At 67.3% G+C, this 24,506-nt stretch carries 18 protein-coding genes and 1 pseudogene; 9 read left to right on the forward strand and 10 right to left on the reverse strand.

All coding sequences use genetic code 11. The annotated features are described in order from the left end of the window. Window positions 1-151: 151 nt before the first annotated feature. Complete coding sequence (locus NBRGI_RS15815; RefSeq protein WP_029896996.1) at window positions 152-1,933, forward strand: non-ribosomal peptide synthetase; 1,782 nt, start codon at window positions 152-154, stop codon at window positions 1,931-1,933. Here NBRGI_RS15815 and NBRGI_RS43845 read toward each other — a convergent pair. The 5 genes and pseudogenes from NBRGI_RS43845 to NBRGI_RS15835 all read right to left on the reverse strand — a co-directional run bounded on the left by NBRGI_RS43845 (window position 1,908) and on the right by NBRGI_RS15835 (window position 7,149). After that, window positions 1,908-2,606, reverse strand: coding sequence for a hypothetical protein (locus NBRGI_RS43845; RefSeq protein ID WP_036559348.1), 699 nt, complete (start codon window positions 2,604-2,606; stop codon window positions 1,908-1,910). The two genes, NBRGI_RS15815 and NBRGI_RS43845, sit on opposite strands and share 26 nt — an antisense overlap. After that, on the reverse strand, window positions 2,593-3,834 hold the full coding sequence (locus NBRGI_RS15825) for a condensation domain-containing protein (RefSeq protein WP_029897001.1): 1,242 nt from the start codon (window positions 3,832-3,834) through the stop codon (window positions 2,593-2,595). The genes NBRGI_RS43845 and NBRGI_RS15825 overlap by 14 nt, the downstream gene beginning before the upstream one ends. Window positions 3,835-3,885: 51 nt before the next feature. Continuing rightward, complete coding sequence (locus NBRGI_RS15830; protein WP_029897003.1) at window positions 3,886-4,239, reverse strand: thioesterase II family protein; 354 nt, start codon at window positions 4,237-4,239, stop codon at window positions 3,886-3,888. 31 nt (window positions 4,240-4,270) lie between these two features. After that, window positions 4,271-4,636 (reverse strand): annotated as a pseudogene (locus NBRGI_RS49905) (thioesterase II family protein); the annotation flags it as partial. After that, window positions 4,633-7,149, reverse strand: a complete 2,517-nt coding sequence (locus NBRGI_RS15835; protein WP_081878093.1) for a type I polyketide synthase — start codon at window positions 7,147-7,149, stop codon at window positions 4,633-4,635. The pseudogene NBRGI_RS49905 and the gene NBRGI_RS15835, both read right to left, overlap by 4 nt. Window positions 7,150-7,523: 374 nt before the next feature. Here NBRGI_RS15835 and NBRGI_RS15845 point away from each other — a divergent pair, with 374 nt between their 5' ends. Genes NBRGI_RS15845 through NBRGI_RS15855 form a run of 3 tightly spaced genes read left to right on the forward strand, consistent with a single transcriptional unit; the run spans window position 7,524 to window position 11,809 of the window. Then, on the forward strand, window positions 7,524-8,234 hold the full coding sequence (locus NBRGI_RS15845; RefSeq protein ID WP_029897008.1) for a thioesterase II family protein: 711 nt from the start codon (window positions 7,524-7,526) through the stop codon (window positions 8,232-8,234). Then, window positions 8,225-9,049: an SDR family oxidoreductase gene (locus tag NBRGI_RS15850; RefSeq protein WP_029897010.1), complete on the forward strand. Its 825-nt coding sequence runs from the start codon at window positions 8,225-8,227 to the stop codon at window positions 9,047-9,049. Before NBRGI_RS15845 ends, NBRGI_RS15850 begins: the two co-directional genes overlap by 10 nt. A gap of 15 nt (window positions 9,050-9,064) precedes the next feature. After that, window positions 9,065-11,809, forward strand: coding sequence for an amino acid adenylation domain-containing protein (locus tag NBRGI_RS15855; RefSeq protein WP_029897011.1), 2,745 nt, complete (start codon window positions 9,065-9,067; stop codon window positions 11,807-11,809). Between the two features lie 27 nt (window positions 11,810-11,836). Here NBRGI_RS15855 and NBRGI_RS15860 read toward each other — a convergent pair whose 3' ends face one another. Both NBRGI_RS15860 and NBRGI_RS15865 read right to left on the reverse strand, forming a co-directional pair. Next, a complete protein-coding gene (locus NBRGI_RS15860) occupies window positions 11,837-13,018 on the reverse strand; it encodes an MFS transporter (RefSeq protein ID WP_029897013.1) in 1,182 nt (393 codons plus the stop codon). Between the two features lie 213 nt (window positions 13,019-13,231). Then, window positions 13,232-14,542 carry a helix-turn-helix domain-containing protein gene (locus NBRGI_RS15865; RefSeq protein ID WP_029897015.1) on the reverse strand — a complete coding sequence of 437 codons (1,311 nt, stop codon included), beginning with the start codon at window positions 14,540-14,542 and terminating at the stop codon, window positions 13,232-13,234. 246 nt (window positions 14,543-14,788) lie between these two features. Between NBRGI_RS15865 and NBRGI_RS15870 the strand changes: the two genes are divergently transcribed. After that, window positions 14,789-15,613: a hypothetical protein gene (locus tag NBRGI_RS15870; protein ID WP_029897018.1), complete on the forward strand. Its 825-nt coding sequence runs from the start codon at window positions 14,789-14,791 to the stop codon at window positions 15,611-15,613. A 214-nt stretch (window positions 15,614-15,827) separates the two neighbouring features. On the opposite strand, the gene NBRGI_RS15875 is transcribed toward NBRGI_RS15870, so the two are convergent. After that, a complete protein-coding gene (locus NBRGI_RS15875) occupies window positions 15,828-16,691 on the reverse strand; it encodes a helix-turn-helix transcriptional regulator (protein ID WP_036559383.1) in 864 nt (287 codons plus the stop codon). A gap of 142 nt (window positions 16,692-16,833) precedes the next feature. On the opposite strand from NBRGI_RS15875, the gene NBRGI_RS15880 reads away from it, so the two are divergent. From NBRGI_RS15880 to NBRGI_RS15895, 4 genes are all read left to right on the forward strand, one after another. Beyond that, the gene (locus NBRGI_RS15880) at window positions 16,834-17,319 is read left to right on the forward strand and encodes an acyl-CoA thioesterase (protein WP_148310836.1); all 486 of its coding nucleotides are present in this window, start codon (window positions 16,834-16,836) and stop codon (window positions 17,317-17,319) included. 20 nt (window positions 17,320-17,339) lie between these two features. After that, window positions 17,340-19,559: an alpha/beta fold hydrolase gene (locus tag NBRGI_RS46430; RefSeq protein WP_081878096.1), complete on the forward strand. Its 2,220-nt coding sequence runs from the start codon at window positions 17,340-17,342 to the stop codon at window positions 19,557-19,559. An 87-nt stretch (window positions 19,560-19,646) separates the two neighbouring features. After that, a complete protein-coding gene (locus tag NBRGI_RS15890; RefSeq protein ID WP_029897027.1) occupies window positions 19,647-20,225 on the forward strand; it encodes an NADPH-dependent FMN reductase in 579 nt (192 codons plus the stop codon). Between the two features lie 447 nt (window positions 20,226-20,672). Beyond that, window positions 20,673-21,320, forward strand: coding sequence for a TetR/AcrR family transcriptional regulator (locus NBRGI_RS15895; RefSeq protein WP_029897029.1), 648 nt, complete (start codon window positions 20,673-20,675; stop codon window positions 21,318-21,320). A gap of 273 nt (window positions 21,321-21,593) precedes the next feature. Here the strand turns inward: NBRGI_RS15895 and NBRGI_RS15900 are convergent, their stop codons facing one another. Together NBRGI_RS15900 and NBRGI_RS15905 are read right to left on the reverse strand one after the other, a co-directional pair. Continuing rightward, window positions 21,594-22,964 carry a cytochrome P450 gene (locus tag NBRGI_RS15900; RefSeq protein ID WP_029897031.1) on the reverse strand — a complete coding sequence of 457 codons (1,371 nt, stop codon included), beginning with the start codon at window positions 22,962-22,964 and terminating at the stop codon, window positions 21,594-21,596. Between the two features lie 23 nt (window positions 22,965-22,987). Beyond that, complete coding sequence (locus tag NBRGI_RS15905) at window positions 22,988-24,100, reverse strand: terpene synthase family protein (RefSeq protein WP_235210977.1); 1,113 nt, start codon at window positions 24,098-24,100, stop codon at window positions 22,988-22,990. Between the last annotated feature and the right edge of the window lie 406 nt (window positions 24,101-24,506).

Here is a 24,506-nt window from a genome sequence, read left to right on the forward strand (position 1 = left end):
GTGCGGTCCTGCGGTCATCCGAGGAATTTCCTCATGTTCAGTTATGCCAGTCCAGGCCGCTCGACCGTCCCTGACGTTCGACAGGATGACTCGGCCACCGGCCCGTGATCGGATTGAGGCTCGGTAATCGATCCACCCCCGGGGGATGAGAATGTCGAACGAAAACCTGCTGCACACCTCGGTTCTCGGTCAGGCGAACGAGGCCACGGCCTGGCTCGACAGTGCCGGACAGCCACTGACCTATCAGGAGTTGATCGAGCGGTCCGGACAGCTCGCGAGGCGTCTCACCGCCGCAGGCGCCGGTCCCGGCCGCCGGGTCGCGCTGTTCCTGGAGCGCGGGGCCGACATGGCGATCGCGATGCTCGGCGTGCTGCGCGCCGGTGCGGCTTTCGTGCCGCTCGGCCTGCAGGAACCCGCCCCTCGGCTGGCGCTGATCCTCGCGGACTGCGCACCGGCGGTGACGCTGGTACACGACGCGACGGCGGACCGGTTCCGGCAGCACCGTGTCCGCACACTCCACGTCGCCGGCAACGGCGAGGGCGAACCGGCAGACGCCGGTACTCCGGACGATCCCGCCTACGTCGTGTACACCTCCGGATCGTCCGGCACGCCCAAAGGCGTGGTCGTCGAGCACCGTAACCTCACGCCGCATCTGGCCTGGCTCGCCGAGCGACTACCGCTCGGGCCGGGCGACCGGCTGTTGCAGGTGGCACCGTACACATTCGACGCGTCGCTGACCGACTTCTTCTGGCCGCTCGGCGCGGGCGCCACGGTGATCTCACTCGCCGAGGGCGAACATCTGGATCCCCTCGCCATCGCGACCGCGCTCGTCGAGCACGAGATCACCGCGGTTCGGCTCCCCCCGGCGATACTGTCGCTGCTGCTCGACGAACCGGAATTCCGCAAGGCCACCAGCCTGCGGTACCTGATCAGCGGCGGGGATCGGCTGCCGACCGCGGTGGCCCGCCGAATCACCGAATTACTGCCCGGGGTAAGGCTTTTCAACCGGTACGGACCGACCGAAGCGGCTGTGGCGGTGACCTACCACGAGTTCGATGCCGGTACGGACGACGGGGCGGAGGTACCGATCGGCCGTGCCGTCACCGGGGCCGAGCTGCGTATCTCGCCGGAGGAGGAGTTGCTGATCGGCGGCGCCTGCGTCGCGCGTGGCTACCTCGGCGACGCCGCGCTCACGGCGCAGCGTTTCGTCCGGCTGCCGAACGGGGGCCGGGTATTCCGGTCCGGTGATCGCGTCCGGATGACCGCTGCGGGTGTGCTGGAGTTCCTCGGCCGCAACGACGATCAGGTGCAGATCAACGGACTCCGGGTGGAGATCGGGGAAGTACAGTCCGCTCTGCGCGCGCATCCGGACGTCGCGGACTCTGTGATCCTGCCCCAGGATCAGACGCTCACCGGATACGTGGTGGCCGCGGCGAACCGACGGCCGGCCGAGGAGATCCAGCACTACCTGCGGGACCGGCTGCCGGGCCACATGGTGCCCACCGCGATCACGTTCGTGGATCGGTTGCCGATGACCGACCGGGGCAAAGTAGATCTCGCGGCCTTGCGCGCCGCGCACGCCACGAGCACGGCGCGCACCACGAACAGCCCCGCCCCCACGGTGGGCCCGGTGCGAGATGTGGTTCGACGGGTGTGGTCGCAAGTGCTGGGCGGCGTCGAATTGCGGGAACACGACGACTTTTTCCACCGCGGCGGCCATTCGCTGCTCGCGGTGCACGCGGTGGGCCGGATCCGCGCCGATCTGGGCCACCACGTACCGATGCGGATCATGTTCGAAAAGACGACCCTCGGCGAGTTCACCAAGGCCGTAACGAAAATCGTCGGCTCCACCGAGACGGCACCACGGGCACAGGCGGGCCGCGGTGCCGGCGGGCAGTCGAAAGACCTTATCCCGGAACAGGTCCGGGAATGAGGCCGAGATGCTCGGGGCGCACCAGGTCGAACTTCAGCGCCTGCGTCACCAGGGTGACCCGCTTCCACGCCCTGGTCATGCCGCGCGGCGCCACGATCCCGAGTTTCGTTGCCAGATAGTCGATGTGATAGTTGACCGCCGAGCGACCGAGCGGCCGAGCGGCGGCGGACAACCGGGCCGAGACCTGCGCCGGGGTGGGTACCGCCGACACGCCACAGTCCCGCAATCCCGGCTCGCACAGGCAGACCAGCACCTGGAAATATCGGCTTTCCTCGTCCAGCAACGGAATTCCGGCACCACCCGGCTCGGCGATGGATCCGTGTTCGGGGGCGTAGACAGTGAAGCTGTTGCCTCCGGCACCCACGCTCAGCGTCACCCGGCTCAGCTCGAAAGGAATCGGCACCCCGGCCCGGCCGGGCCGCACCTTCACGTATTCCCCCGCACCCTCCAGATTCTCCACGCAGTAGGTGCCCACCGTGCCGCAGTTCGACATCAGCCAGTAGTCACCGAAGGCATGGATCCGGCCCGCGGTCAGCTCCTGTTCGGCGCCGACCGCGAGCTTCCCGCCCTGCCAGCCGAACAACACGCTGTCACCGTTGGGCAACTCCACGACCGGTGACTGCCCGTCGAGACAGATCAGCAGTGACCGGTCGGTGCCGTCAGCCCGCGACATGACTTGTGCCCACGAAGGATTCGCGGATGACGTGCGCGATTCCGGTAGCGGCGGCGGTGGGCACGATCGTCGGATCGTGATCGATGCGCAACGACAACTCCCCCTCGTCGTGGACGGCCATGACAACCACCGGGTCCTCGACCCGGTTGCCCGACGGATATCTGAACGTGCCGGCCACGCCGTCCAGCACCGGCACCGGACGATGCGTGCGATCGACGACGGTCAGCACGAGATCGAGGTGGCCGGTCCACGGCGCGTGGGACGCCCTGGCCGCCCGCACGACTTCGTCGAACGGGGTATCCACGAATTCCAGATCCTCCCACCAACTCTCGCGAACACTCTCGCCCTGCGGGTTGGCCAGCACCGTGTTGATGAAGCAGCCGACCACCCCCGCCTCGTCGTGGCCACCCCAGGTGTAGGCGACAGGCGCGGTTCCCGGTATCCGGGCCAGCGCCGTATGGCAGGCGGCCAGCAACACCGAGAACGGCCGATCCGTGGCCGATTCCGGCAGCGCCACGTGCTGCCAGGCTGTGGCCAGCCCGCCCGGTTCACCCGCGTCCCGGTCGCGGCCCCAGCGCCCGGGCCCCGCGTCACGCACCCGGGACATCCAGTGCGCCAACGCCTCCGGCGCGCTGGCCGCGTGTTCCTTCGCCAGCCGCCGCTGCACCACCTCCCGATAACGGTTCAGTTCCGTGGCGGCGACCGAATCCGGGACCTGCGCCGCGCTCTGATAACCGGACATCAGCTCGTCCAGCACCAGTCCGGTGGATTCACCGTCACAGACGAGGTGGTCGAATCCGATGGCCAGCAGATCCCGTTTCTCGTCTCGAGCCAGCAGCACCCGGAACGAACCACGCCGCGCGGGCCAGTCGGCCAAGGCGGCCCATACCGCGCTGTCGATGTCCGAGGACACGATTTCCTGCACGATCGGATCCGCGGGTACCGGACCTATGCGCAGCACGGGCACGCCGCCGACCGTGTCCGCCACCCCGCGCAACGCCGGATGCCGCAGCAGGACCGAGCGCGTCGCCCGTTCCAGCCGGGCGACCGACAACAGGCCGGGCGGGAATTCCATGAAGACCGGCAGGATCCTGACCCGGTCGAGTGGGTCGGCGGACCGGGTGTGATGAAACCGCCGCTGGGCCCCGGTCAGCGGCATCAGCTCGTCGGCTCCCTGGTGGACGTTCGCGAAATGTTTGAGATAGGTCCTGGTGATACTCCGATGCAAGACTGACCTCCACTCTCTGTTGTTCCAGCGCCCCGGCGCCCTCCCGGCCATTCATCTGGTCACGCCTCGCTCGGCTCGAATCAGATCGCCGCGTACGGTGTCGCTGAGCAGCCTGCCCAGGCCATCGGGGTCCGTCCGGGTGTGGAAATGACCTCCTGGCCGCCGGAGCGACTCGAAGGCCCCGTCGGTGTGTTCCTGCCATCGCGCCATCAAGTCCCCGCCACTCGATTCCTCGGCACCGGCGATGGCGGTGACGGGGCAACGCAGCCGGGGTCGGGCGGCGTGCTCGTAGGTCTCCAGCACCTGGAGATCCGCGCGATAGCAGGCCAGGGCGGCGGCCCGCAGATCCTTGTCGGACTCGGTCGCAGCGGGCAGCGGCCCCCCAGAGTTGTTCGATCCGGGCATGCAGCTCGGCGTCGTCGAGCAGGTGTAACGGCTCGGCCCGCACGCGCAGTGGCGGCGGCGGACACGAGGAGACGAAAAGCCGTAATGGCCTCGCCCCCAAGGCTCTTGCCACCTCATAGGCGACGAGCGCGCCCAGGCTGTGACCGAACAGCGCGAACGGTGAGGTGAACTGCACCCGCTCGAGGATCTCGCGTACCAATTCCGGCATCGATGTGAACGCCTGCGCCCCGAGATTGTGCGCCCTGCCCGGCGGCTGGACGGCCACCAGTCGCAAGCCGGGCGTATACGCGGCCCATCGCGCGTACTCCCCCGCCGCACCGCCCGCGTGCGGAAAGCAGTACAGGGTGGCTACCGCGGTGGCCGGTGCCGGGCGCTCGATCACCCGTACTCCGGTCACGACGCACTCGCCGAGTCGCGCAGGTGCTCCTCGATCAACGCGGTGAGCTCGCGCACCGATGGCGCGAGATACATTTCCCGCACCTCCAGTTCCACCGGCAGCAACTCCCCGAGCTTGATCACCAGGTCGGTCGCGACCAGCGAATCCCCGCCGAGATCGAAGAAACTGTCCGCCGGGTCGACCTCCGGCAAGCCGAGGAATTCGGTGAACAGCATGGCCACCGTCTGTTCCGTGCTCAGACCGGCGTCCGGCGTGGACGCTCGCGTAGGGGCAGCGGTCTGCGCCGTCAACAGATAGGGCTGCCGCTGGAACGGGTAAGCGGGCAACGCGACCCTTCTCACCTGTTCGGTGTGGGCGGCTGCCCAGTCGATCGGCAGCCCGGCCAGCCACAGCTCACCCAGTGCGGCCAGCGGATCGGTGACCGGGACGACGATGTGTTCGGGCGTCCACAGGGGATGCTCGCGCAGGCGGGCGGACAACCCCGCGTCGTCGATCGCCAGGAACAGCCGGCCCGGCGTATCCAGAGCCGACCGGATCTCGTCGTCGCTACAGTCCGGATGCAGGGTGAGGTCCGGTTCCACTCCGAGCGCCCGCCAATGCCGCAGGACCTCCGCATCGGCCGTCTCCCGCACCAGCAGCGCGACAGCTCGGGCGTCTCTGGCGTGGTCACCGGTGACCAGTTGCTCCGGCACAGCACCGCTGAGCACCCGTAGCGCGTCCTGCCGATCACGCACCACCGCGTACCGACGGTGTCCGTGCAGTCGCCTGCCGACCTGCAGCGTCCACGCCACATCCGCCAGTTCGAGCTCGGGATGATCGGCGAGCCAGCCGGCGAGCCGCGTCGTCAGCTCGTCGAGGGCCGCCGGGGTGTGCGCGGACAGCACCAGCACCTGGGCCTGCGCGGTCACCGTCCGAGGCGGCGGCACCGGTGGCTGCTCCAGCACGACGTGCGCGTTGCCACCGCCGAGCCCGCGCGCGGTGACACCGGCCCGGCGCGGCAGCCCGGTGGGCGCCCATGGCGTCGGCTCGGTCACCACGGCGAACGGGCCCGCCGTGAAGTCGATGTCCGGATTCGGCTCGGAGTAGTGCAGGCTCGGCGGAATGACCCCGTGTTCCACGGCCAGCACCGTCTTGATGAACCCCGCGATACCCGCGGCGGCGTCGGTGTGCCCGATATTTCCCTTCACCGAGCCGAGCAGGCACGGCTGCTCGCGTGAGATCCCGTCGGCGAACGCCTGATTCAGCCCGGCGACCTCGATCGGGTCGCCCACCCGGGTGCCGGTGCCGTGCGCCTCGACGTAGGTGATGGACGAGGGTGTGACGCCTGCCGCGTGCTGTGCGGCGCGCACCACCTCGAACTGCCCGCGAACGCCCGGCGCGGTGAACCCCGCACGGTCCCTGCCGTCGTTGTTCACCGCGGAACCACGCAGCACGGCATAGATGTGGTCCCCGTCGGCGATCGCCTCGGACAACCGCTTCAGCACGGTGATCCCGCACCCCTGGCCACCGATCACCCCGTCCGCGGCCGCGTCGAACGGGCGGCACGCACCGGTGGGCGAGGTGATACCGCCGATTCGGTAGTTGTCCAGCGCGGCGGGCAGCCGCACCGAACTGCCGCCGGCCAGTGCGAGATCGCATTCCCCGGCGAGCAGCGCCCGCGCGGCGTAATGCACGGCATACAGCGAGGTCGCGCACGCCGCCTGCACGTTGGTGGCCGGTCCGCGCAGGCCCAGCTTGTAGGCGATGCGACTGGCCAGATAGTCACTGGTGCTGCCGGTCAAGATGTCCCAGGTGGTGATCGAGCCGTCTTCGAGTTGCTTGGCCCGCAGGGTCTCGGTGTAGGTGGACAGGCTGCAGCCGGCGTAGATGCCGATCAAGCCCGGGAATCGGTCCGGGTCGTACCCGGCGCCCTCGATCGCCTCGACCGCGCATTCCAGCAGGACCCGATGCTGCGGATCGATGAGTAGCGCCTCGCGCGGGGTATATCCGAAATAACTCGCGTCGAACCATTCCGGCTGCTGCAGCAATCCGCCGGCGGGCACATATTCCCGCTTACTGCCGCCGGGACCGGCAATACTTTTCGGCGAGAAACGGCTGACACTGTCCACACCGGATATCAGATTGCTCCAGAACTGACCGATATCCACCGCATCCGGAAAACGACAGGCGAGCCCGATGACGGCTATATCCGTTTCACGCCGATCAGCTACCGGGTAAACGGCGTCGGAACTGCCTACTTTTTCGTCGGCAATTACCTGAGACGGCTCTTTTATTGATCCGTCAAGGAAAGCGGCGCACGATCGGATAGTGGTGTGGGTGAACAATTCCGTCAAGGTCGGGCGGATACCGACGCGCTGCGCGATCTGCTCTCGCACCAGCTGCATGAGCATCGAGTACCCACCGACTTCGAAGAAGTTGTCGAGCACGTCGACCTCGTCGAGTTCGACTACGTCACACCAAATTTCGGCGAGAATACGCTCCGTCTGGGTGACCGGGGGCTGACGGGTACTCATGGCATCACATCCTGATGTCGTCTGCTTCCATGATCATTCGATACTGCCCGGCGATGCGCTGGTATTGCCCAGCGGTTGCCATGCTCAGTGAATATCGCCCAGCGTGGAGGAACCATCTCGCACCCAGTTCGACAACTCCGGCAGCGTTCCCGATCGACCCGATCGTGATCGCCCCATTACCAGCGAGCCTAACCACGCCCAACACTCGGGACAACAGCTTCGTCTGCAATATGTCAGGTATCCGTCCGCCATTGTTTACGCCTTTACAGTGACTTGGCCGCCGAGTACGCTGCGAACTGGCACTGGGGGTTTGTCGAGATACGTCGAGATACGTCCTGAATGACGAGGTCCGACGAGGAAAGATAAGGGTAGCCATGGGTACACATCAGCTGTTTCTCGCCTGTCTGCCTTTCGCGGGCAGTGGTGCCGGATTCTTCCGAGACTGGGAAAAACTGGACATACCGGAGGTCACCGTGCTGCCGGTCCAGTTGCCCGGACGCGAGGAGCGATTCCCGGACGACCCGTTCACCGAGGTCGCCGACGCCGTCGCCGAACTGACTCCGAAGATCCTGGCCGATGCCGACGACCACGCGCCTATCGCGTTGTTCGGGCACAGCCTCGGCGCAGTGCTCGCCTACGAGATCGCCCGGGAACTCGAGCGGATCGGTCACCCCGGACTACGGCACCTGTTCGTCAGCGGATCACCGGGTCCACACAACGGACGGACCGAACGAGCGACCGGCCTGGCCGACGCGGAATTCCTGGCCGGGGTACAACGATTCGCCGGTTACCGGCATGCGGCCTTCGACGATCCCGAACTGGTCGAGGTCCTGCTTCCGGTGCTGCGCGCCGACGTGCAGATGCACGAGAACTACCGGGCCACCAGCACCGAGCCGCTCTCGGTGCCGATCACCGCCCTGCGCGGCGAACGGGACGAACTCGTCTCCCGCGAACAGGCCGAACAATGGACCACGGTGACCCGGGGTCGGTTCACCTACCGGGAACTTCCCGGCGGCCATATGTATCTGGTCGATGAGCCGGAACAGGTGCTACGCCTGATAGCCGGGAGCTCGGAATGCGACTGACCGGCAAGACCGTGGTCATCACCGGCGCGGCCCGCGGCCTCGGCCGCGCCTGCGCGCTCCGGTTCGCCGAAGCGGGCGCCGACCTGCTGCTGCTGGACATCACCAGGGATCTCGCCGACGTGCCTTATCCACTCGGGTCCGCCGGCCAGCTGAAACACACTGCGGCCCTGTGTGAACGCGCGGGCGCCGCGACCGTGACCGCCGCCGTCGACGTGCGAGACACCCACCAGTGCGCGCTGGCGGTAGATCAGGCGCTGGACCGGTTCGGCACGGTGGACGTGCTGGTCAACAATGCCGGAATCGCCTCGCCCTCCGGGAAGATCGCCCACGACATCACCGAGCGGGAGTGGTCGCTCATGCTCGACGTCGACCTCTCCGGCGCCTGGCGGATGATGAAGATGGTCGCCCCGGTGATGTGCCAGCGCAGATCCGGCAGCATCATCAACGTGTCCTCGACGGCGGGCACGGTCGGATATCGGCATTTCGCGAGCTACGTGGCGGCCAAGCACGGGTTGATCGGACTGACCAAGGCCGCGGCCCTGGATTACGCCCCGATGCGAGTACGGGTGAACGCGTTGTGTCCCGGCTCGGTCCGGGACGACCCCGTGCTGGAAGGCCGGATGCTCGCCGAGATCGCCCGATCGCTGGACGTTCCGGTCGCCGAGCATGAGCAGATTTTCGTCCAGGATCAGCCGATGAACGCGCTGATCGATCCGTCCGACATCGCGAGCGCGGCACTGTGGCTCGCGGCGGACGAATCCCGCCAGGTCACCGGCAGCGTGCTGACCGTGGACGGCGGCTTCACCTCCCGATGAGCAGGAGGACCACCCGTGACAATCTCGACCCTCAATGATCCCGCCGCCGGATGCCACAGCCTCGTGCTGCGACTCCCCGGCGCCGCCGATCCGGCGCGCCTGCTGTCCGAGGCAGTGTCCGATCCGGTCCAGGTCTGGCAGACCTCGGTGCCGGTCGGCGCGGACGAGCCGCCGGCCGCCGACCGCAGGCGCGCCGAATCTCTGCGGCCGATTCACCCGGACGGCCCGCCACTAAGAGCCGTAGCCCTGCGGTACGCCGACGGGACCGTGGATCTCGTGCTGGTGGCCGTCCGTGCGGTGATCCCAGCGGCCACTCTGCGACGAATCGCCCGGCTGCCGTTGGAAGGGCCCGGCGATGACGCGGCGCGGCGCCCCGCCGAAGCGCGGCCGGGCTTCCGGTACAACGGCGAAATCGCTTGGGGCTTAGGCGATCCGGAGCTTCGCGGAGTCGTCGGCAGTGCGCAGATCGATCTCACCGTCCTCGGCGGGCAAGCCGAACGACTCTTCCTTCCCGCGATCGCCCTGGCCCTGAGCCGGTACGGCGGCGGTAGTCGGGTGGCGTTGGGTGTGCTGGACCTCGACGACGACGCGGGCGAACATATCCGCGTCCACTCGGTGGACGAGCCTGCGGAGTGGTCGTGCGTCGAGTTCCTCCGGCGGTTCGATCAGACACCGGTCACGCCGCAGGAGCCGCCGTCCGTCGGCGTCGTCCTGAGCCCGGCCTTCGCGGAAGGCAGCTATACGGCGTGCCTGACGCCGATCTTCCCGCTCACCGTCCAGCTGGATCGAGGCTCGTCGCGCGCGATCTGCCGGTTCGATCGGGGCATCGTGAATGCCGCTGTCGCGCAGCGGTTCTGCGCGCACGTGGCGCATCTGGCCGAACAGCTTGCGGATGGACCACCGGATCGGCCGCTGGCCGGGCTGGAACTGTTGGCGCGTAACGAACAGGCCGAACTCCTGCGCGCGGATGACGCACCGCACGTGCGGGGACGCATCGATCGCACCTTCGAGGAGATGGCGGCCAAACAACCGGACGCCGTGGCGTTGCTGGCCGGCGACGAGCAGCTGACCTACCAGCAGCTGAACGATCGGGCGGACGCGGTGGCGGCAGGCCTGTGCACGATGGACATCGCACCGGGCAGCCTGATCGGCGTCTGTCTGGAACGGGACGCCGATCTGGTGGTCACTCTGCTCGGCGTGCTCAAGGCGGGTTGTGCGTATGTGCCGATGGATCCGCGCTATCCGGTGCAACGCCTGCGCTTCACCGCGGAGAACGCGGGGATGCCCGTCGTCATCACGTGCGCACCGGAGTTCCCGCAGGTTCCCGGTACGCGGCTGCTGACTCCCTCCGCGCTGAGGGAACTCGGTGCAGGTCAGGCGTCGGCGGATGCCCGATCCGCCGACGAGGGTGACGACCCCGCCTACGTGATCTACACCTCCGGATCCACCGGCACACCCAAGGGTGTGGTCGTGCCCCATCGCAACGTGCTGGCGCTGTTGCAGGCCACGGCCGAGGATTTCGCCCTCGGCTGGGACGACACCTGGATGCTGTTCCATTCCAGCGCTTTCGATTTCTCCGTGTGGGAGATCTGGGGTTGTCTGCTCACCGGCGGTCGCCTCGTCGTCGTGCCCTATTGGACCACCCGCGATACCGAGGAGTTCTACGCCCTGCTGACCGAGCAACGGGTCACGGTGCTGAACCAGACGCCGTCGGCGTTCGCCCAACTCGTGCACACCGATCACCGTGTCCGCGGGGACCTGGCCCTTCGATTGATCATCTTCGGCGGTGAACCACTCGACGTGCGCATGCTGGCGCCCTGGTTCGCCCGGCACTCGGCCACCGATTGCCGGGTGGTCAACATGTTCGGCATCACCGAGACCACTGTGCACGTAACCGCGCAGACGATAACTCCGAAGCAAGTCGTGACGGGCTCACGCTCGGTCGGCCGTCCGCTGCCGGGGTGGTCGGTGTCCATCCGGGATGAACGGGGACGGGTCCTGCCGCCCGGTCCCCCGGGTGAGATCTACGTGGGCGGTGTGGGAGTGGCCAGCCACTACCTCGGCCGGCCCGAGCTGACCGAGCAACGGTTCATCCTCGATGAGCTGACCGGGGAACGGCTCTATCGCAGCGGCGACAAGGGGCGGCTGCACCCCGACGGCCGCCTCGACCACCTCGGCCGCCTGGACAACCAGGTCAAGGTGCGCGGGCATCGCATCGAACTGGATGAGATCCGCACGGTGCTGCTGGGTGCACCCCGGGTGTCCGCCGCGGCCGTCGTGGTCAACCGGGAACAGCCGGATGATCCGGCGAGCAGCCGGATCGACGCTTATGTCGTCCTCGAGTCCGCCACGACCACCGCACAGGTGCTCGCGCATGCCAGAGCGATACTGCCCGACTACATGATGCCCGCGACGATCACCGAGGTCGCCGAGATTCCACTGACGATCAACGGAAAACCGGATATCGCCGGGCTGCCCGAGCCCCGCATCAGGTCGGCCGGAACACTCGTCCCGCACGAGCCCGCCTCCGGCGGAATCGCCGACGACATCTTGACCATCTGGCGCAAGCAGCTGAACACCGAGGTGAGCCTGCAGGACAATTTCTTCACCCTGGGCGGAAACTCGTTGCTGGTCGTCCGGGTGCTCACCGAGATGCGGGAGCGAAACCTGCCGAAGGTGTCACCGAAGCAGTTCTACCGCCATTCGACCGCGGCGGAGTTCGTCGAGCTGGTCCGGCAACTGAGCGAAGCCGGCCATTGACGTCGATCGCCGCTGGATATCGGGCGTTCAGCTGATCCGGGCCACTCGGGCCGCGGTCACCGCGACCGACAGCCCCAGAACGACACAGGCTGCGCAGACGAGGAACATCGCCTGATATCCGGCGGCATCGGCAACCAGACCGAGGGAGCCGCTGCCCACCGCGACGCCCACGGTGAAGCAGGCCCCGAAGGTCGACAGCGCCGTGGCGCGCTGTCGTTCGCTGACCGAACGCACCACGATCACCCCCAGCACCGGGTAGATCTGCCACATTCCGACACCGATGAGTACACCGCCGAGCGCACCGGCAACGAGACCGTCCGACACGCCGAGGAGCGCGAGCCCCGCGGCCTCGACGACGAACAGGCCGGCCAGCGCCACCGGTCGCGTGGCCTCCCAACGGACCCAGGTACTCGCTATTCGCAACAGCACCACGGTCATCGAATACGCGGTCACCACGGCCGCTCCCCCGGCGATACCGAGGGAATTGAACTTCGCGACCGCGAAGCTGGAGACGGCCGCGAAACCGAACGCGCTGAAGATCAGCGCGACGCAGGGCAGCACGGTGCCCAGCAGCGCCCGGCCTCGCTCGATGCCGGTCCGCTCATGCTTCGCGGAGATCCGCACCTCGGGTACGTACAGCGCGATGGGGATGACGAGCAGGGGGACCAGCCCGGCCACCACGAACGTGGCCGCCGTGCCCACCAGGTGCTCCAGCAAGGTACCCAGCGGAGCGCCGAGACCGATGGAGACATAGACGACGGTGCCGCTCAGACCGAGCGCCCAGGTCTGTCGATCCTTGGCGACCAGCTGCACCGGCCAGACCCCCGTCGCAGCCAGCATCACGCCCATCCCGACCCCCACCAGCAGACGCAGGGCGATCAGCTCGGTGATCGATCCGGCGAGCGGATAGCAGACGGTGGCCAGCGTCGTCAGCACCGTTCCGCCGATGGTCAGGGCTCGGGCGCCGAGACGGTTCATCAGCGCGCCCGATACCGGGCGGACCAGCAGCGAAGTCACCGCGTAAGCGCCGATGACCGCGCCCACCTCCGCCGGGCCGCCGTGCAACCGGCCGGTGACGTAGCCGGGCAGGATCGGGATGGTCAAAGAGAATGGCAGATAACCGATCCCGCTCGCCAGCGAGATCAACAGCGCGTAGCGAAAAGAGCGCTTGTCGGTGGTCTCGAGATCAGGCTCCAACTCGGTCCGCACAGTTTCACTCCCCCGAATCCGGGCGGCGATCGCCCACCGACAACCCGTTCCGACGCTGTCCTCCCAGCGTTGCCGCCACCCCCTTGGTCACCTGCGGTCAGCCTTCCCGATCAGTACCCATATAACCACGCCCCGGGTCCGCGCAGCACAGCACGGCTTGCCCGCACCGCTTCCAGTTCACAAGCGCCGCAGGCAAATCGGTCATCTCCGGACTCACCGGGGCGATTCATCGATCCGCTCCCTGTTGAAGTAGGCGAGGGCGAGGGCCAGTGTGGTCAGCGTGGTCAGCGTGGTGAGTGTTGTCGAGAGCAGGGCGGGTGGAGAATTTCGTAACGTGAGAGCTGCGGCGGCCGTGGTGACGGTCGCCGCGACGCCGGTGATGGCGGTGACGAGGTGGCGAGGGCGGGCGGATATGCCGAGGATGGCCCGAGGCTGTCGATTGGTGGTCGGCAGCGGTTGGGTGATCAGTGCGTACACCGACAGTATTGCCGTGAACGCGACGTAGCCGAGGCCCGCCGCCGGTGGGAAGCCCTGAGTATCGGGTGAGGTCTTCAACAGCAGATAGCCGATGTCGGAGGCCGCCGCGGCCAAGAGCGCGGTGGCGAGGAAGGCCGAGCCGACGATCCTGCGACCACAGATCAGTGGTCCGAACGCGGCCAGGCTCAGGGTGATGTCCGTGGCGGGGTAGAGGGCGAACACGAGCGTCAGGGTGGACCCGACGTCGCGGTCCAAGGCTACGAGCAACCACAAGACCGCCGCATACGCCCCGCAGAACATGCAGAAGTAGGTGACCGCGTTGTCGATATCGCTGCGCACGCTGGCGATGCCGAGTCGCCTGGCGCGGATCCACATCGCCGCGGCCAAGAAGACCGGCATCGCGAGAAAACCGACGTCGTGCAGATGCCCGGGGGGCATGTCCTGACCCTGGATATTGCGAGCCACGAACCACGCCACCTGCCCGCCGGTCCAGGCGGTGACCGCGCCGAGCAACAGCCCGAAGTAGCCGGTGTTGAGGCGATCGCCACGTCGCCGGAACAGCCACACCCGCACCAGAAGGATCGCCACCGCTGAGCTTCCGAACACTATCTGCGACAGGTCAGTGATAGCGAGCGCGTGTTCCCCATTGGTGTCGATGGCCTGGACCACGGCGATAATGACCATGCTCACGCACAGCATCAAGCCCAGCAGCAGCAACCCGATCCGCAACACCGGCGCCGGCGGTTCGTCCTGCTCGGTCGCGACGGCCGGCCCCGATTCGTCGGCAGCGGGGGCCGGCGCGGACGCGCATTCCCACAGCTGGCGCACGCGGGCCGCGTCCGCTCCCAGCACTCGGGCGACCTGCTCGACTATCGGCCAGGACGGCAACGGCGCGCCGGGGTTGAAGACCCGTGCGATGGTGGTGTGGCTGTAGCGGGTCTCGGAAGCGATTGCTCGTAAACTCGGCGCTCCCCTGGATTGGCGCACCCTTGCCAGGTAGTCCGCCAATTCGTGATGTGCGTCATTATCGTCGTTCAGGGGTGCCATTTCACCAGTGTAATCCCGAGTAATCCACGTTTGAGCTGCGTAAACCAGCGCCCGGGCAGGTTGCTTTCCAGCGATTGGCAATGTTGAAGTCTTTGGCATATCGCACAAGCAGTTCCTTGCAGTCGACCAGCGGCGACACACGCGCCCTGCGGTAGCTGGGAATTAGCCACACCTGAGGAGTATCTCTCGATGAAAAAAGTTCTGTGTGTTGCGACCGGTAGCGTTTGTATCGCTGCGGCCACGTCCTTGGTCCTTCAGACGGCCACGGCCAATGCCGACGTCATCATCTACAACAACCCCCCAGCGGCGGCACCGGCCAACCCGATGCCGCCCCTGATGAACCTGCCGGTGGCCCCGCCCTCGTGGTCGAATCTCGATGACGGCCGCACGACCCTGCCCGGCAAACCCCGCACGACATCGAATACGGAGAGCGGCGAGCTGTCCGAGGCCGAACTCGACCAGCTGCACGACGACGCGGTCCGCGACGGCGCCGTCGACGGTGCGGCCACCGGCGGAGTCAACGGCACCGCCCTCGGCGCCGCCGACGGCGCCGTGATCGGTGCGGGAGTCGGTGCCGCCACCGGCGCCGCAGCCGGTCTGGTGGCCGGGCCGGCCATCGGCGCGCTCACCGGCATGGGCCTGGGCTGCGTCGTCGGTCTGCCGGCACTGCTCATCGGATGCCTGCCCGGTGCTGTTATCGGCGGCATCATCGTCGGTGTGGCCGGGACCGTGTACGGCCCCGTCATCGGTGCGGGCGCCGGCGCCGCAGTCGGCGCCGGCGTGGGTGCTGCGATCGGCGGCGCGATCGGTGGGCCCATCGGCGAGATGAACGGAGCCAACACCGGCGCGGCAACCGCGGACTCCCAGGCCAATCTGCAGCGCTCCCGCCAGGCCGGCCAGGGAAAGCCCGTTGCGACGCATGTTGTGGACGCTGCGGCGGTGACCGCGCCCGAGGCGCTTGCCCCGGTGGCCGCTCCACTGCCCGTGCCCGCTGAGATCAGCGCCATGATTCCCCGCGATGTCGTCGACATGATCCCGACGGACGCGGCCGCCCTCATCGGCCTGCGCTGACCCCACGCGCCGAAGACAAGGAGGGGAGGAAGGGAACCACCACTGCGGTGGTTCCCTTCCCACGCTGAACACACCCTGGTGACCGTCTACCCGACACCGGCCACCGCGCGATCCGGACGCCGCCGACGACTGAAACCTGTTGCTACGCCGACGATTTCCTGCATGCCCGAAGCTCTCGGCCGAGTATCTTTCGGCGTTGTGCAATCGGCCGCGGTCAGTGCAGGGGTGCGAGGGTGTCGCAGTAGGCGAGCAGCGCATCGAGCCGCCCGCGGTTGTCGTCGTCGACGGGGGTCCACACGGTGAGGATCGTGTCGGGGGTGGCGGGTAGTTCCATGCGGGTCAGCGTGAGCGCCAGCTCCCCGGCGCCGGGGTGGCGGTAGATCATGGTTTGGGTGGGTGGGGCGGCGACGTCGCGGGTGGCCCACAGGCGGGTGAATTCCGGGCTGGCGGTGGCGAGTCCGCGAATCAGGTCAGTCCAGGCCGGATCGTGCAGGTGGTGGGCGAAGTCGGCACGAAACGAGGCGACCATGTGCGGCAGTCCGGCGTCCCGGTTGACGAAGCAGCGGGCTTCGGCGGGAGTGGTGAACAACTCCCACAACACGTTGCGGGAGCCCTCGGGGGCGGTCAGGCGCGGCCATAGCGCCGCGGCGGCGGCGTTGTGGCCCAACAGGTCCCAGCGGGTGTTGATCGCCGCGGCCGGATACGCGGTGATGGCGTCGAGGATCGATTGCACGGTGGGGGTGAGCGCTTCGGCGCGGGTGGCGGTGGCCGGGATCGGGACCTCGGCCAGACGGTAGAGGTGGGCGCGTTCGGCGCCGTCCAGGCGCAGCGCGGCGGCGATGGCGTCGAGGACCTGTGCGCCGACATTGATCCGGCGGCCCTGTTCGAGCCAGGTGTACCAGGTGACCGACACCCCAGCCAGTCCGGCGACCTCCTCGCGGCGCAATCCTGGTGTCTTGCGCCGCAATCCCGGTGCCAGCCCGACCTGGACGGGGGACAGCCGGTCGCGGCGGCTGCGCAGGAAGGCGGCCAGTTCGGTACGGCGAGGCGAGGCGGAGACGGTCACGGCGTCCATCATCGGCCACACCCGGCAGGGATGCCAGACGGTTGCCGGGTGCTGGCGACACCAGTGTCACCAGTGTCTTGGTACCGGTGCCGCGGCCCCGGCAAGCTGCGATCCGCACCATTCGACATCCCCTATGACGAGGAGTCCACCTGTCATGACCGAAACAGACACGCCCGCAACAGCGTCCCCGCAGACGAGGTCCTCGGACGCGACCGGCACCGAGCAGTTCACGTTGCGGTTCGCGGTGCGCAGCTACGAGCTCGACACCAACCATCATCTGGCCTCGACGGTGTATCTGCAGTACGCCGAACACACGCGGTTCGCGTGCGGGCAGGCCGCGGGGCTGTCTCCGCAGCGGCTGCTGGCTGACGGGCTGGGGCCGATCAACCTCGAAACCACCGTGCGTCACCACGCCGAGTTGCGCGCCGACGACACTGTCGATGTGACGTGCGTGTTCGTGTGGGGTCCGGGCAAGACCCATCGCGTCGAACACACGCTGACCAAACCCGACGGCACCTTGGTCGCCGAGGTGCACAGTGTCAGCGGCTTGCTGGATATGCGGACCCGACGCATGGTCGCCGACCCCGCCCGAGAATTGCGTTCGCGCGCCACCTACCCGGCGCTGCTGGGGCTGGCGTGAGCCGGTCCGCGCCAGCAGGAGTGGACAGCAGCACGCGACACCGGCTGGGACTGATCGATCACGGTTTCGTGCCGCGCAAACTCACCGTCAGCTATGTGGCGATCTGTACCGGGACGGTCGATATCGCGCTGCTGCACACCGCCTTCGGGTTGTTGTGCCGCAAGTATCCGATGCTGACCGGCACGATCGAGATCACCGGCGACGAGTGCTGCCTCCGGATTCCCGGCGACGGCACCAGCGCGGCCGGCACCGAGACTGTGGTGGGCCCGATCGCCGACTGGCTCGCCACCGCGGCACGCTCCCCCCTCGATCCTGCCCACAGCCTGGCGAAACTCACCATCGTCAGCGACCGCGACCGGACTGCGGTCGCGCTGCAGGTCAGTCACGCGATCAACGACGCCACCCTCGGCTTGGAGCTACTCGCGTATTTCTGGCACACCGCCGCCACCCTCGCCAGGACCGCCGCGCTCCCGGGCACCACTCCGGTCTACCCGCACAGCCTCGAACAGGCCTACCGTGCGCGGGGCTTGGCCTTGCCCGAGCTCGATCTCCCAACGTCGGGCGCGGTACACAGCATCCCGGCCGCCGACCGCGGTGAGGGGGCAGGATTCGCGCCCGCGCCGGAAGGACGGATCGCCCTGTCTCGAGCCGACACCGCCGCGCTACGCGCGCACGCGCGGGCAGCGGGCGTGACGCTGCACGCTCTGCTGACGGCGGCGATCGTGCGCGCCGAACGCGCGATCCTCACCGAGTTCGGCGACGCCACCGATCTGCCGATGATCATGTTTCATCCGGTTGACCTGCGCACTCACCTGCGGCCCGTGGCGCAGGCCGACGAGGTCACCAATGCGCTGGGGTTCGCGCCGACGGTCACCGTCTGCGAGCCCGGCACCGACCTGGAAGTCCTTGCGGCCCAGGCCAAGACGCAGATCGTCGCCGGAATCCAGACCGGCGCGGCACTGACGGTTATGCGGGCCGCGGCGGGGATCGCCGCACACGGCGGCCCGCGCAAGGGTGTCGGGAACTTCCTCACCAACTGGGGCGTGGTGCCCGACCTCGCCGTCCCGGCCGGGGTCGAGATCGTCGACTTCCACGGCTTCGCGACCTCCGAACCGGTTTCCTGGGTCGGCTATTTCGTCTCCACCTTCGCCGGGCGCGCCGCCCTCGAGCTCGCGTTCTCCCCGCGATTCCATACACCCGCGCAGATCGCCGCACTGCGCGCGCTGATCTGCGCCAACCTCACCGAGCTGACGGTCCGCCGGCCCGGTCCCGGTAGCCGGCGCCCGGGGCGCGTGCAGGGCGTCGAACGTCGCGGACCCGGCAGATCGCTGGTTTGGCAAACACCCCCAGTTACGTTACAGTCACTCACTGTAACGAAAGTAGGTGGCTCTCCCGCACCAGAGCGGGCGAGACCACCCTCGTTTGAAGGAGAGACATCCATGAGCAACCACTTCGCCGCCTCGATCAAGGCCGCCCTTGCCGCCCTGGTGCCGGGCGCGCACACCGACCGTGCCGAGGATGGGGCGCCGAAGCCGACAGTGGTGCTGGTGCACGGCGCGTTCGCGGACGCCTCCGGCTGGGCAGCCGTCGCCGCGCGGCTGCACCGGCGCGGGTTCCCGGTGATCGCGGTCCCGAACCCGCTTCGCGGCCTGGCCCACGACAGCGCCTACCTCCAAGGCTTGCTGGCCGGGATCGAGGGTCCGAAGATCCTGGTCGGGCACTCCTACGCCGGCGCGGTCATCTCCAATGCCGCCCCCGCCGTCGCCGACGTCACGGCGCTGGTGTTCGTCGCGGCGTTCGTCCCCGACACGGGCGAGGCACTCGGCGGCCTCCTCGAAGCGCACGCCGACGCGTCGGTGCCGCCGCTGCCGCAGCAGGTGTTCCAGTACACCCGTCCCGACGGGTCGACCGGGACGGAGGTGTGGCTGGACCACGCCCAGTTCGCGAACGCATTCGCCGCCGACGTCGACGCCGCCACCGCCGCCTACCTGGCGATCTCCCAGCGCCCGGTCGCCGCCGAGGCGTTCGGTGAACCCGCCACGGCCGCCGGATGGAAGACCATCCCCTCCTGGGCGCTGGTCGCGACCAAGGACCACGCCATCGCGCCGCGCCTGGAACGGTTCATGGCCGACCGCGCCGGCGCCACCGTCAGCGAGGTCGATTCCTCGCACGCAGTCATGCTCAGCCACCCCGACGCGGTTCTCGAGGTGATCGAGCAGGCGTATCAGGGCACCCGCTGACCCGCGTTCTCTGCCGGGGGCCGGGGAGGGAATACCCCTCCCCGGCCGCCACTACGTCCTTCCCCGCTGATCAGGAGTACCACGACCATGTCCGACCTACGGTTTCTCGCCCTGTCCGGCAGCCTGCGCCGCGGCTCGCACAACTCCGGCCTGCTGGCCGCGCTGCCCGCGCTCGCCCCCGCCGGAGTGACCATCGACCTCGACACCGACCTGGGTGCCCTGCCCCACTTCAACCAGGACCTCGAAACCGACCCACCCGCGGCGGTCGCCGAATTGCGGCAACGGGTGGCCGCCGCGGACGGGGTCCTGCTCGCCACCCCCGAATACAACTCCGCAATCCCGGGTGTACTGGGCAACGCCCTGGACTGGCTCTCGCGCCCGGCCACGGACCCCGCGCTGGGTGGGAAACCGGTCGCGATCCTCGGTGCGTCCCCGTCGCAGTTCGGCACCGCCCGCGCCCAGCTGGTCCTGCGCCAGATCCTGCACCGCATCGGCGCACCGGTGGTCGCCGGGCCCGAGGTGACCGTCTTCCGATCCCACCTGCGCCTCGACGCCACGGGCACGTTCGTCCCCGACGAGATCACCCGAACCCTGCTGCGCCAGCTCTTGGACGGCCTGATCGAGCTGGCCGAGCGGACCCGCGCAGTGCCCGCCCGCAGCGCCTGACCCGCTTGCTGTCCGGCCACCGCACCCGCGCGCTCGCGCCCAGAGGAGGAAACCCATGCCGCACCCATTCATTCCGCCGTTCGCCGTGGTCCGCCCGGGTGAACGACGGCACGTGCCGCTCCCCGGGTTCGGCGCGGACTTCGAATTCGACACCCCCCTGACCCACGGCGCGGTGTCGAGGGCGGAGCACCCCTTCGCCGTCTGCCAGATCACTCCACCGCACGCGCCTACTCCACCGACGGTGCCGACATCGCCGACCCGCATGCCCGGTTCGCCCTCGTCGTCGAAGCGGGGCTCGACGGCGAGCGAATCACCACCGCGTCGGCCGCCGGCACCAGGCCGCCGAAGGCCCGCGCGAGCATCCACCGCGGTCTGCCGCCCCGACACCGGCTGCACCCGTTGAAGGAATACAGTCGTGTCCTGTAACGAAACACGATCGGGGAGGCCATGACCCAGCGCAGTGCAGCCACCGACCACCCGCAAGGCCGCCGTTCCGGCCCGCGCGGCGGACGTCCCCGCGACCCCGCCGTGGACGAGGCGATCCTCCTCGCAACGCGCCGCCGCCTGGTCACCGACGGCTACATCGGCATGGCCCTGGGCGATATCGCCGCCGACGCCGGAGTCACCCGCCCCACTCTCTACCGGCGCTGGCCAGGCAAACTCGAACTCGTCATCGACGCCCTCGACTACGGCCTGCGCGCCCAGCTCGCCGCCACCCCACCCTTTCCGCTGGACGATATGACACCGGAAGCGGCGTTCACCGAGGCCATCCGCCGCGTCGACCCGTGCTACTACAACCCCGACGCCATCATCCTGCAGGGCGGATTCATCAGCGAAGCCGAACGCGTGCCCGAACTCCTCGCCCACCTCGTCACCCGCGCCGTCGAACCCCGCGTCTCCCAGGTCGAAGACGTGCTGCGCCGGCTCATCGACCGCGGCGCAGTCCGCGCCGATACCGACACCCGCACCGTAGCGACCATGGTCTTCGGCGCCTTCTTCGGCGCGTTCCTGCGCGGCGACGACACTGCCACCCGCGCCCGGCTGCCCGAACAGCTCGCCGCCACCCTCTGGCCCGCCCTCACCACCCAGCCCTGACCGCCGCCGCCGGGCGAGCCGATCACCACCGAGTTCGATGGAATTCTGTGGTGACCGTGTCCGTCTCGACCGGCGAACAAATCCTGAGCGCCCTGGGTGGTGACGTCGAGCGGACGCAAACCGGATCACCGCCGGATCCTTCGTCGTCGACACCGCGGTCGGCGTCCGTATCGGCCCGGGACCCCTCGTCGAAGCTCTCGCCGCCGAGTCCGGACTACGACGCTGCGGTCACGAGCCTGCCCCTTCCCAACAGCAGCAGCCGCCACCCCGGAGTCACGGTGACCGCCTATTTGACGACCTGCGAGATCGGGGTATTGCGTACATGTGCAGGTTCTGTGGCTGCAACGTCGCGCTCAGACCGGCGCGAACCTTTTGGCCGGGTACGTGTTCCAAGCGCCAGCGGGCAGCGATAGATGCGAGAGTCAGAGTGGCTTCGGTCATGCCGAATGTGTCGCCTATACATTTTCGCGCACCTGCGGAAAAAGGCAGTAGCGCATGTCGAGGTGGTTGGAGACGCTGCGGTTCCCAACGGCCGGGATCGAACGCTTCGGGATCGGTGTAGAGGTCGGGCCGGTGGTGAATGAGGTACGGACTGTAGACGACGGTAGTTCCGGCCGGCAGCAAATGGCCACCGAGACGAGTATCGGTGGTGACTATTCGGGTGAGAAACCATGCGGGTGAGTAGAGCCGGAGCGTTTCTGTGATGATTCGTGTGGTCAGTCTCAGGCGCGGAAGATCGGCGTAGGTCGCTGTTCTGCCGCCGAGGACCGTGTCGGTCTCGGAGAGCAACTGCTGTTCGATCTCGGTGTGGCTGGCGAGCAGATGTAGCGCCCAGGCGAGCGTGGCGGCAGTGGTCTCCGTGCCGCCGAGAAGGAAGGCTACAAGGGTGCCACAGACGTCGGCGTCGTCGAAACTCTGCCGACCGTCTGCTGCTGCGGCATGCGTGCAGACCAGCGCCGAGAGCAGATCACCGTGGTCTGCGTGGTCGGCGAGGCGCCGAGCAACGATCTGACCGCAACAACGGAACAGACGAGAGCGAGCCTGCTCGCAGGAACGGCTTCTCGGCATAGGGAGCGGGGCTGAGAAGGTAGCCACCAACGTTCGCCGGTAGACCCAGTAGAAGAAGGTTCTTACGTCCTCGACGATCTGCTCGTGTTCGGTCGCGGTCAGCGCATCCGAGAATAGTGCGGTTATACTGACTTTCGCCGTAATTCCCATCATTTCGGTCGGAACGTCCAGCTTCTGCCCGGGGAACCAAGAGTTGATCGCCGATTCGATGCAGCTACTCATGGTCCGGGCATAGCCGGGTAGCCGTGAGGGATGAAAAACAGGCTGGGCGAGGTGACGTAGCCGACGGTGGCTGTCGTGGGGGGCATTGAGAATTGAATTTCCACCCATGAACTCCCGTGTCCGCTCCCAAACAGGCCCACCTTTGTCGAAGACCTTGTCCCGGACGAGCACTTCTCTGGTCATTTCCGAGGTACAGATGACAACCATGGTGTGGGAGCCGAGCCGGATACGGACCAGGCCACCGTGCACGGGCAGTGAGTTCATGAATTTCAGCGGATCGCGACATAGCGGAATCAGGTGACCGATCAACGGCAGCGCCGCAGGGGCAGCCGGGATCGAGCTCAGATCCTTCATGGCATCTCCGAGAACGCGAGAAGTTAGATGAAGTTCCACCACCAACGGATGGACGCGGGCGGTGTGATGCGGGTAAACAGGCGTGTAGGTGAGACGTCATGGATGGCGTCGTCAGATAGTCGGCCTGTGGAGACGGGGTGTCCAGTACCGTCGAGCGACGCATAGTAGCGGGGAAGCCGCCGCTGCCATTCCAGCGTTCCCCTGACCATATGGGACAGGTGCTTCACGTAGTCGCGAAGGGCCGGGTGGCCTGCGGTAGCTAATTTCTGTTCGAGTGTGACGAACAGCTCGGTAATCTCCTCCACCAGAGCACAGGCACGGTAAATCGCTTCTTGCCGAGAGCAACGATTCTCAGCAGCGATTATACCGACAACATTCGACTCGAGACTACGCTGATCACGTTCACGCGCGTAAGACGGAATATCGGTCGAGACATTGAACAACAGCCCGGCAGCGTCGGTGATCGCCCGCACCTCAGGTAAATTCCTGGTCGTGAAGTCCAAGCATGTTCCCCCGATGACCTCAATGAGTGGAATCGTGACCAGATAAGCTCCGTCAGAACCGCGCGCGATCATGTGCTCGTCCAGGCTACGCATATAATTGCCGGAACGATCGGAAACACCACAGCCCGCGCCCAATGCCCACTGGAAATGTGCCATAGAAACCAGCATTGCATGTTCGGCACTTGTACGAGCCCGCACCCGGGCCATGATATCACCCAAAGCGGCAGCGAAGCTGTCGAAAGCACGATCACCTATCGGCCCACGCTCAGGATCCATCGAGTATTGCATAAGGTTCAAAACCACATGGTTGTAGGCAGTCGGATCCCACGCATACGGGCCGTCGTCACAATAGTAATCATCGAACAGCAGCGCCCACATCAACCAATCCGACATCAACTGCACCCCCTCCTCATCGGCAGTCGGGCCATACATACATGCCAGATCACCAGTACACATCCTCCGGGCCGAGCTCAGCAAATCAGCACCGACTCCCATCCTCCGAAAGAACTCTTCCGAACCCAGCTGAAAACTCAGCCCGTCCCCATATGAAAACAACTCCAACGGACACCAAATAGGAGGAATATTTAACGCACCACCTAAACCATCACCAGCCGACCTTTCCCGAAAAAACACATCGTCCAAGGCCGCGACCAAGCCGGAAGAGCGCCACCGCGGGACAGCCAACGCATGCGACGAACTCGCGAGACCCCGCCCAGGCGGCGAGGAAACCACGCGGTGCATCCGATCACTGAAGCCATCGATCGTCCTACTATCGGACCCGGCCGAACACCTTTCTGGCTCCGCTCCGGCTAGATCGACACTTTCAGACTCAGTCGGACCCGGCCACGTGGGTCCAAGCAAACGGAGCAGCTGGTTTGGTTGCCCGGTCCCGCTCGCTCCGGCAGGATCAGTAACGTCGCCTATTCGCGCGAGAGCGTTCGTAGCGTCGACGCCGCCGAGTGCAGTCGCACAGTCTTCCACCCGATGCTCGACAGCCTCCGAATGTGCGGGGTCGATCCCGAACAAGCGCCCGACATCC

Source organism: Nocardia brasiliensis IFM 10847 (genome assembly GCF_000710915.1).
Classification (GTDB): Bacteria; Actinomycetota; Actinomycetes; order Mycobacteriales; family Mycobacteriaceae; genus Nocardia; species Nocardia brasiliensis_A.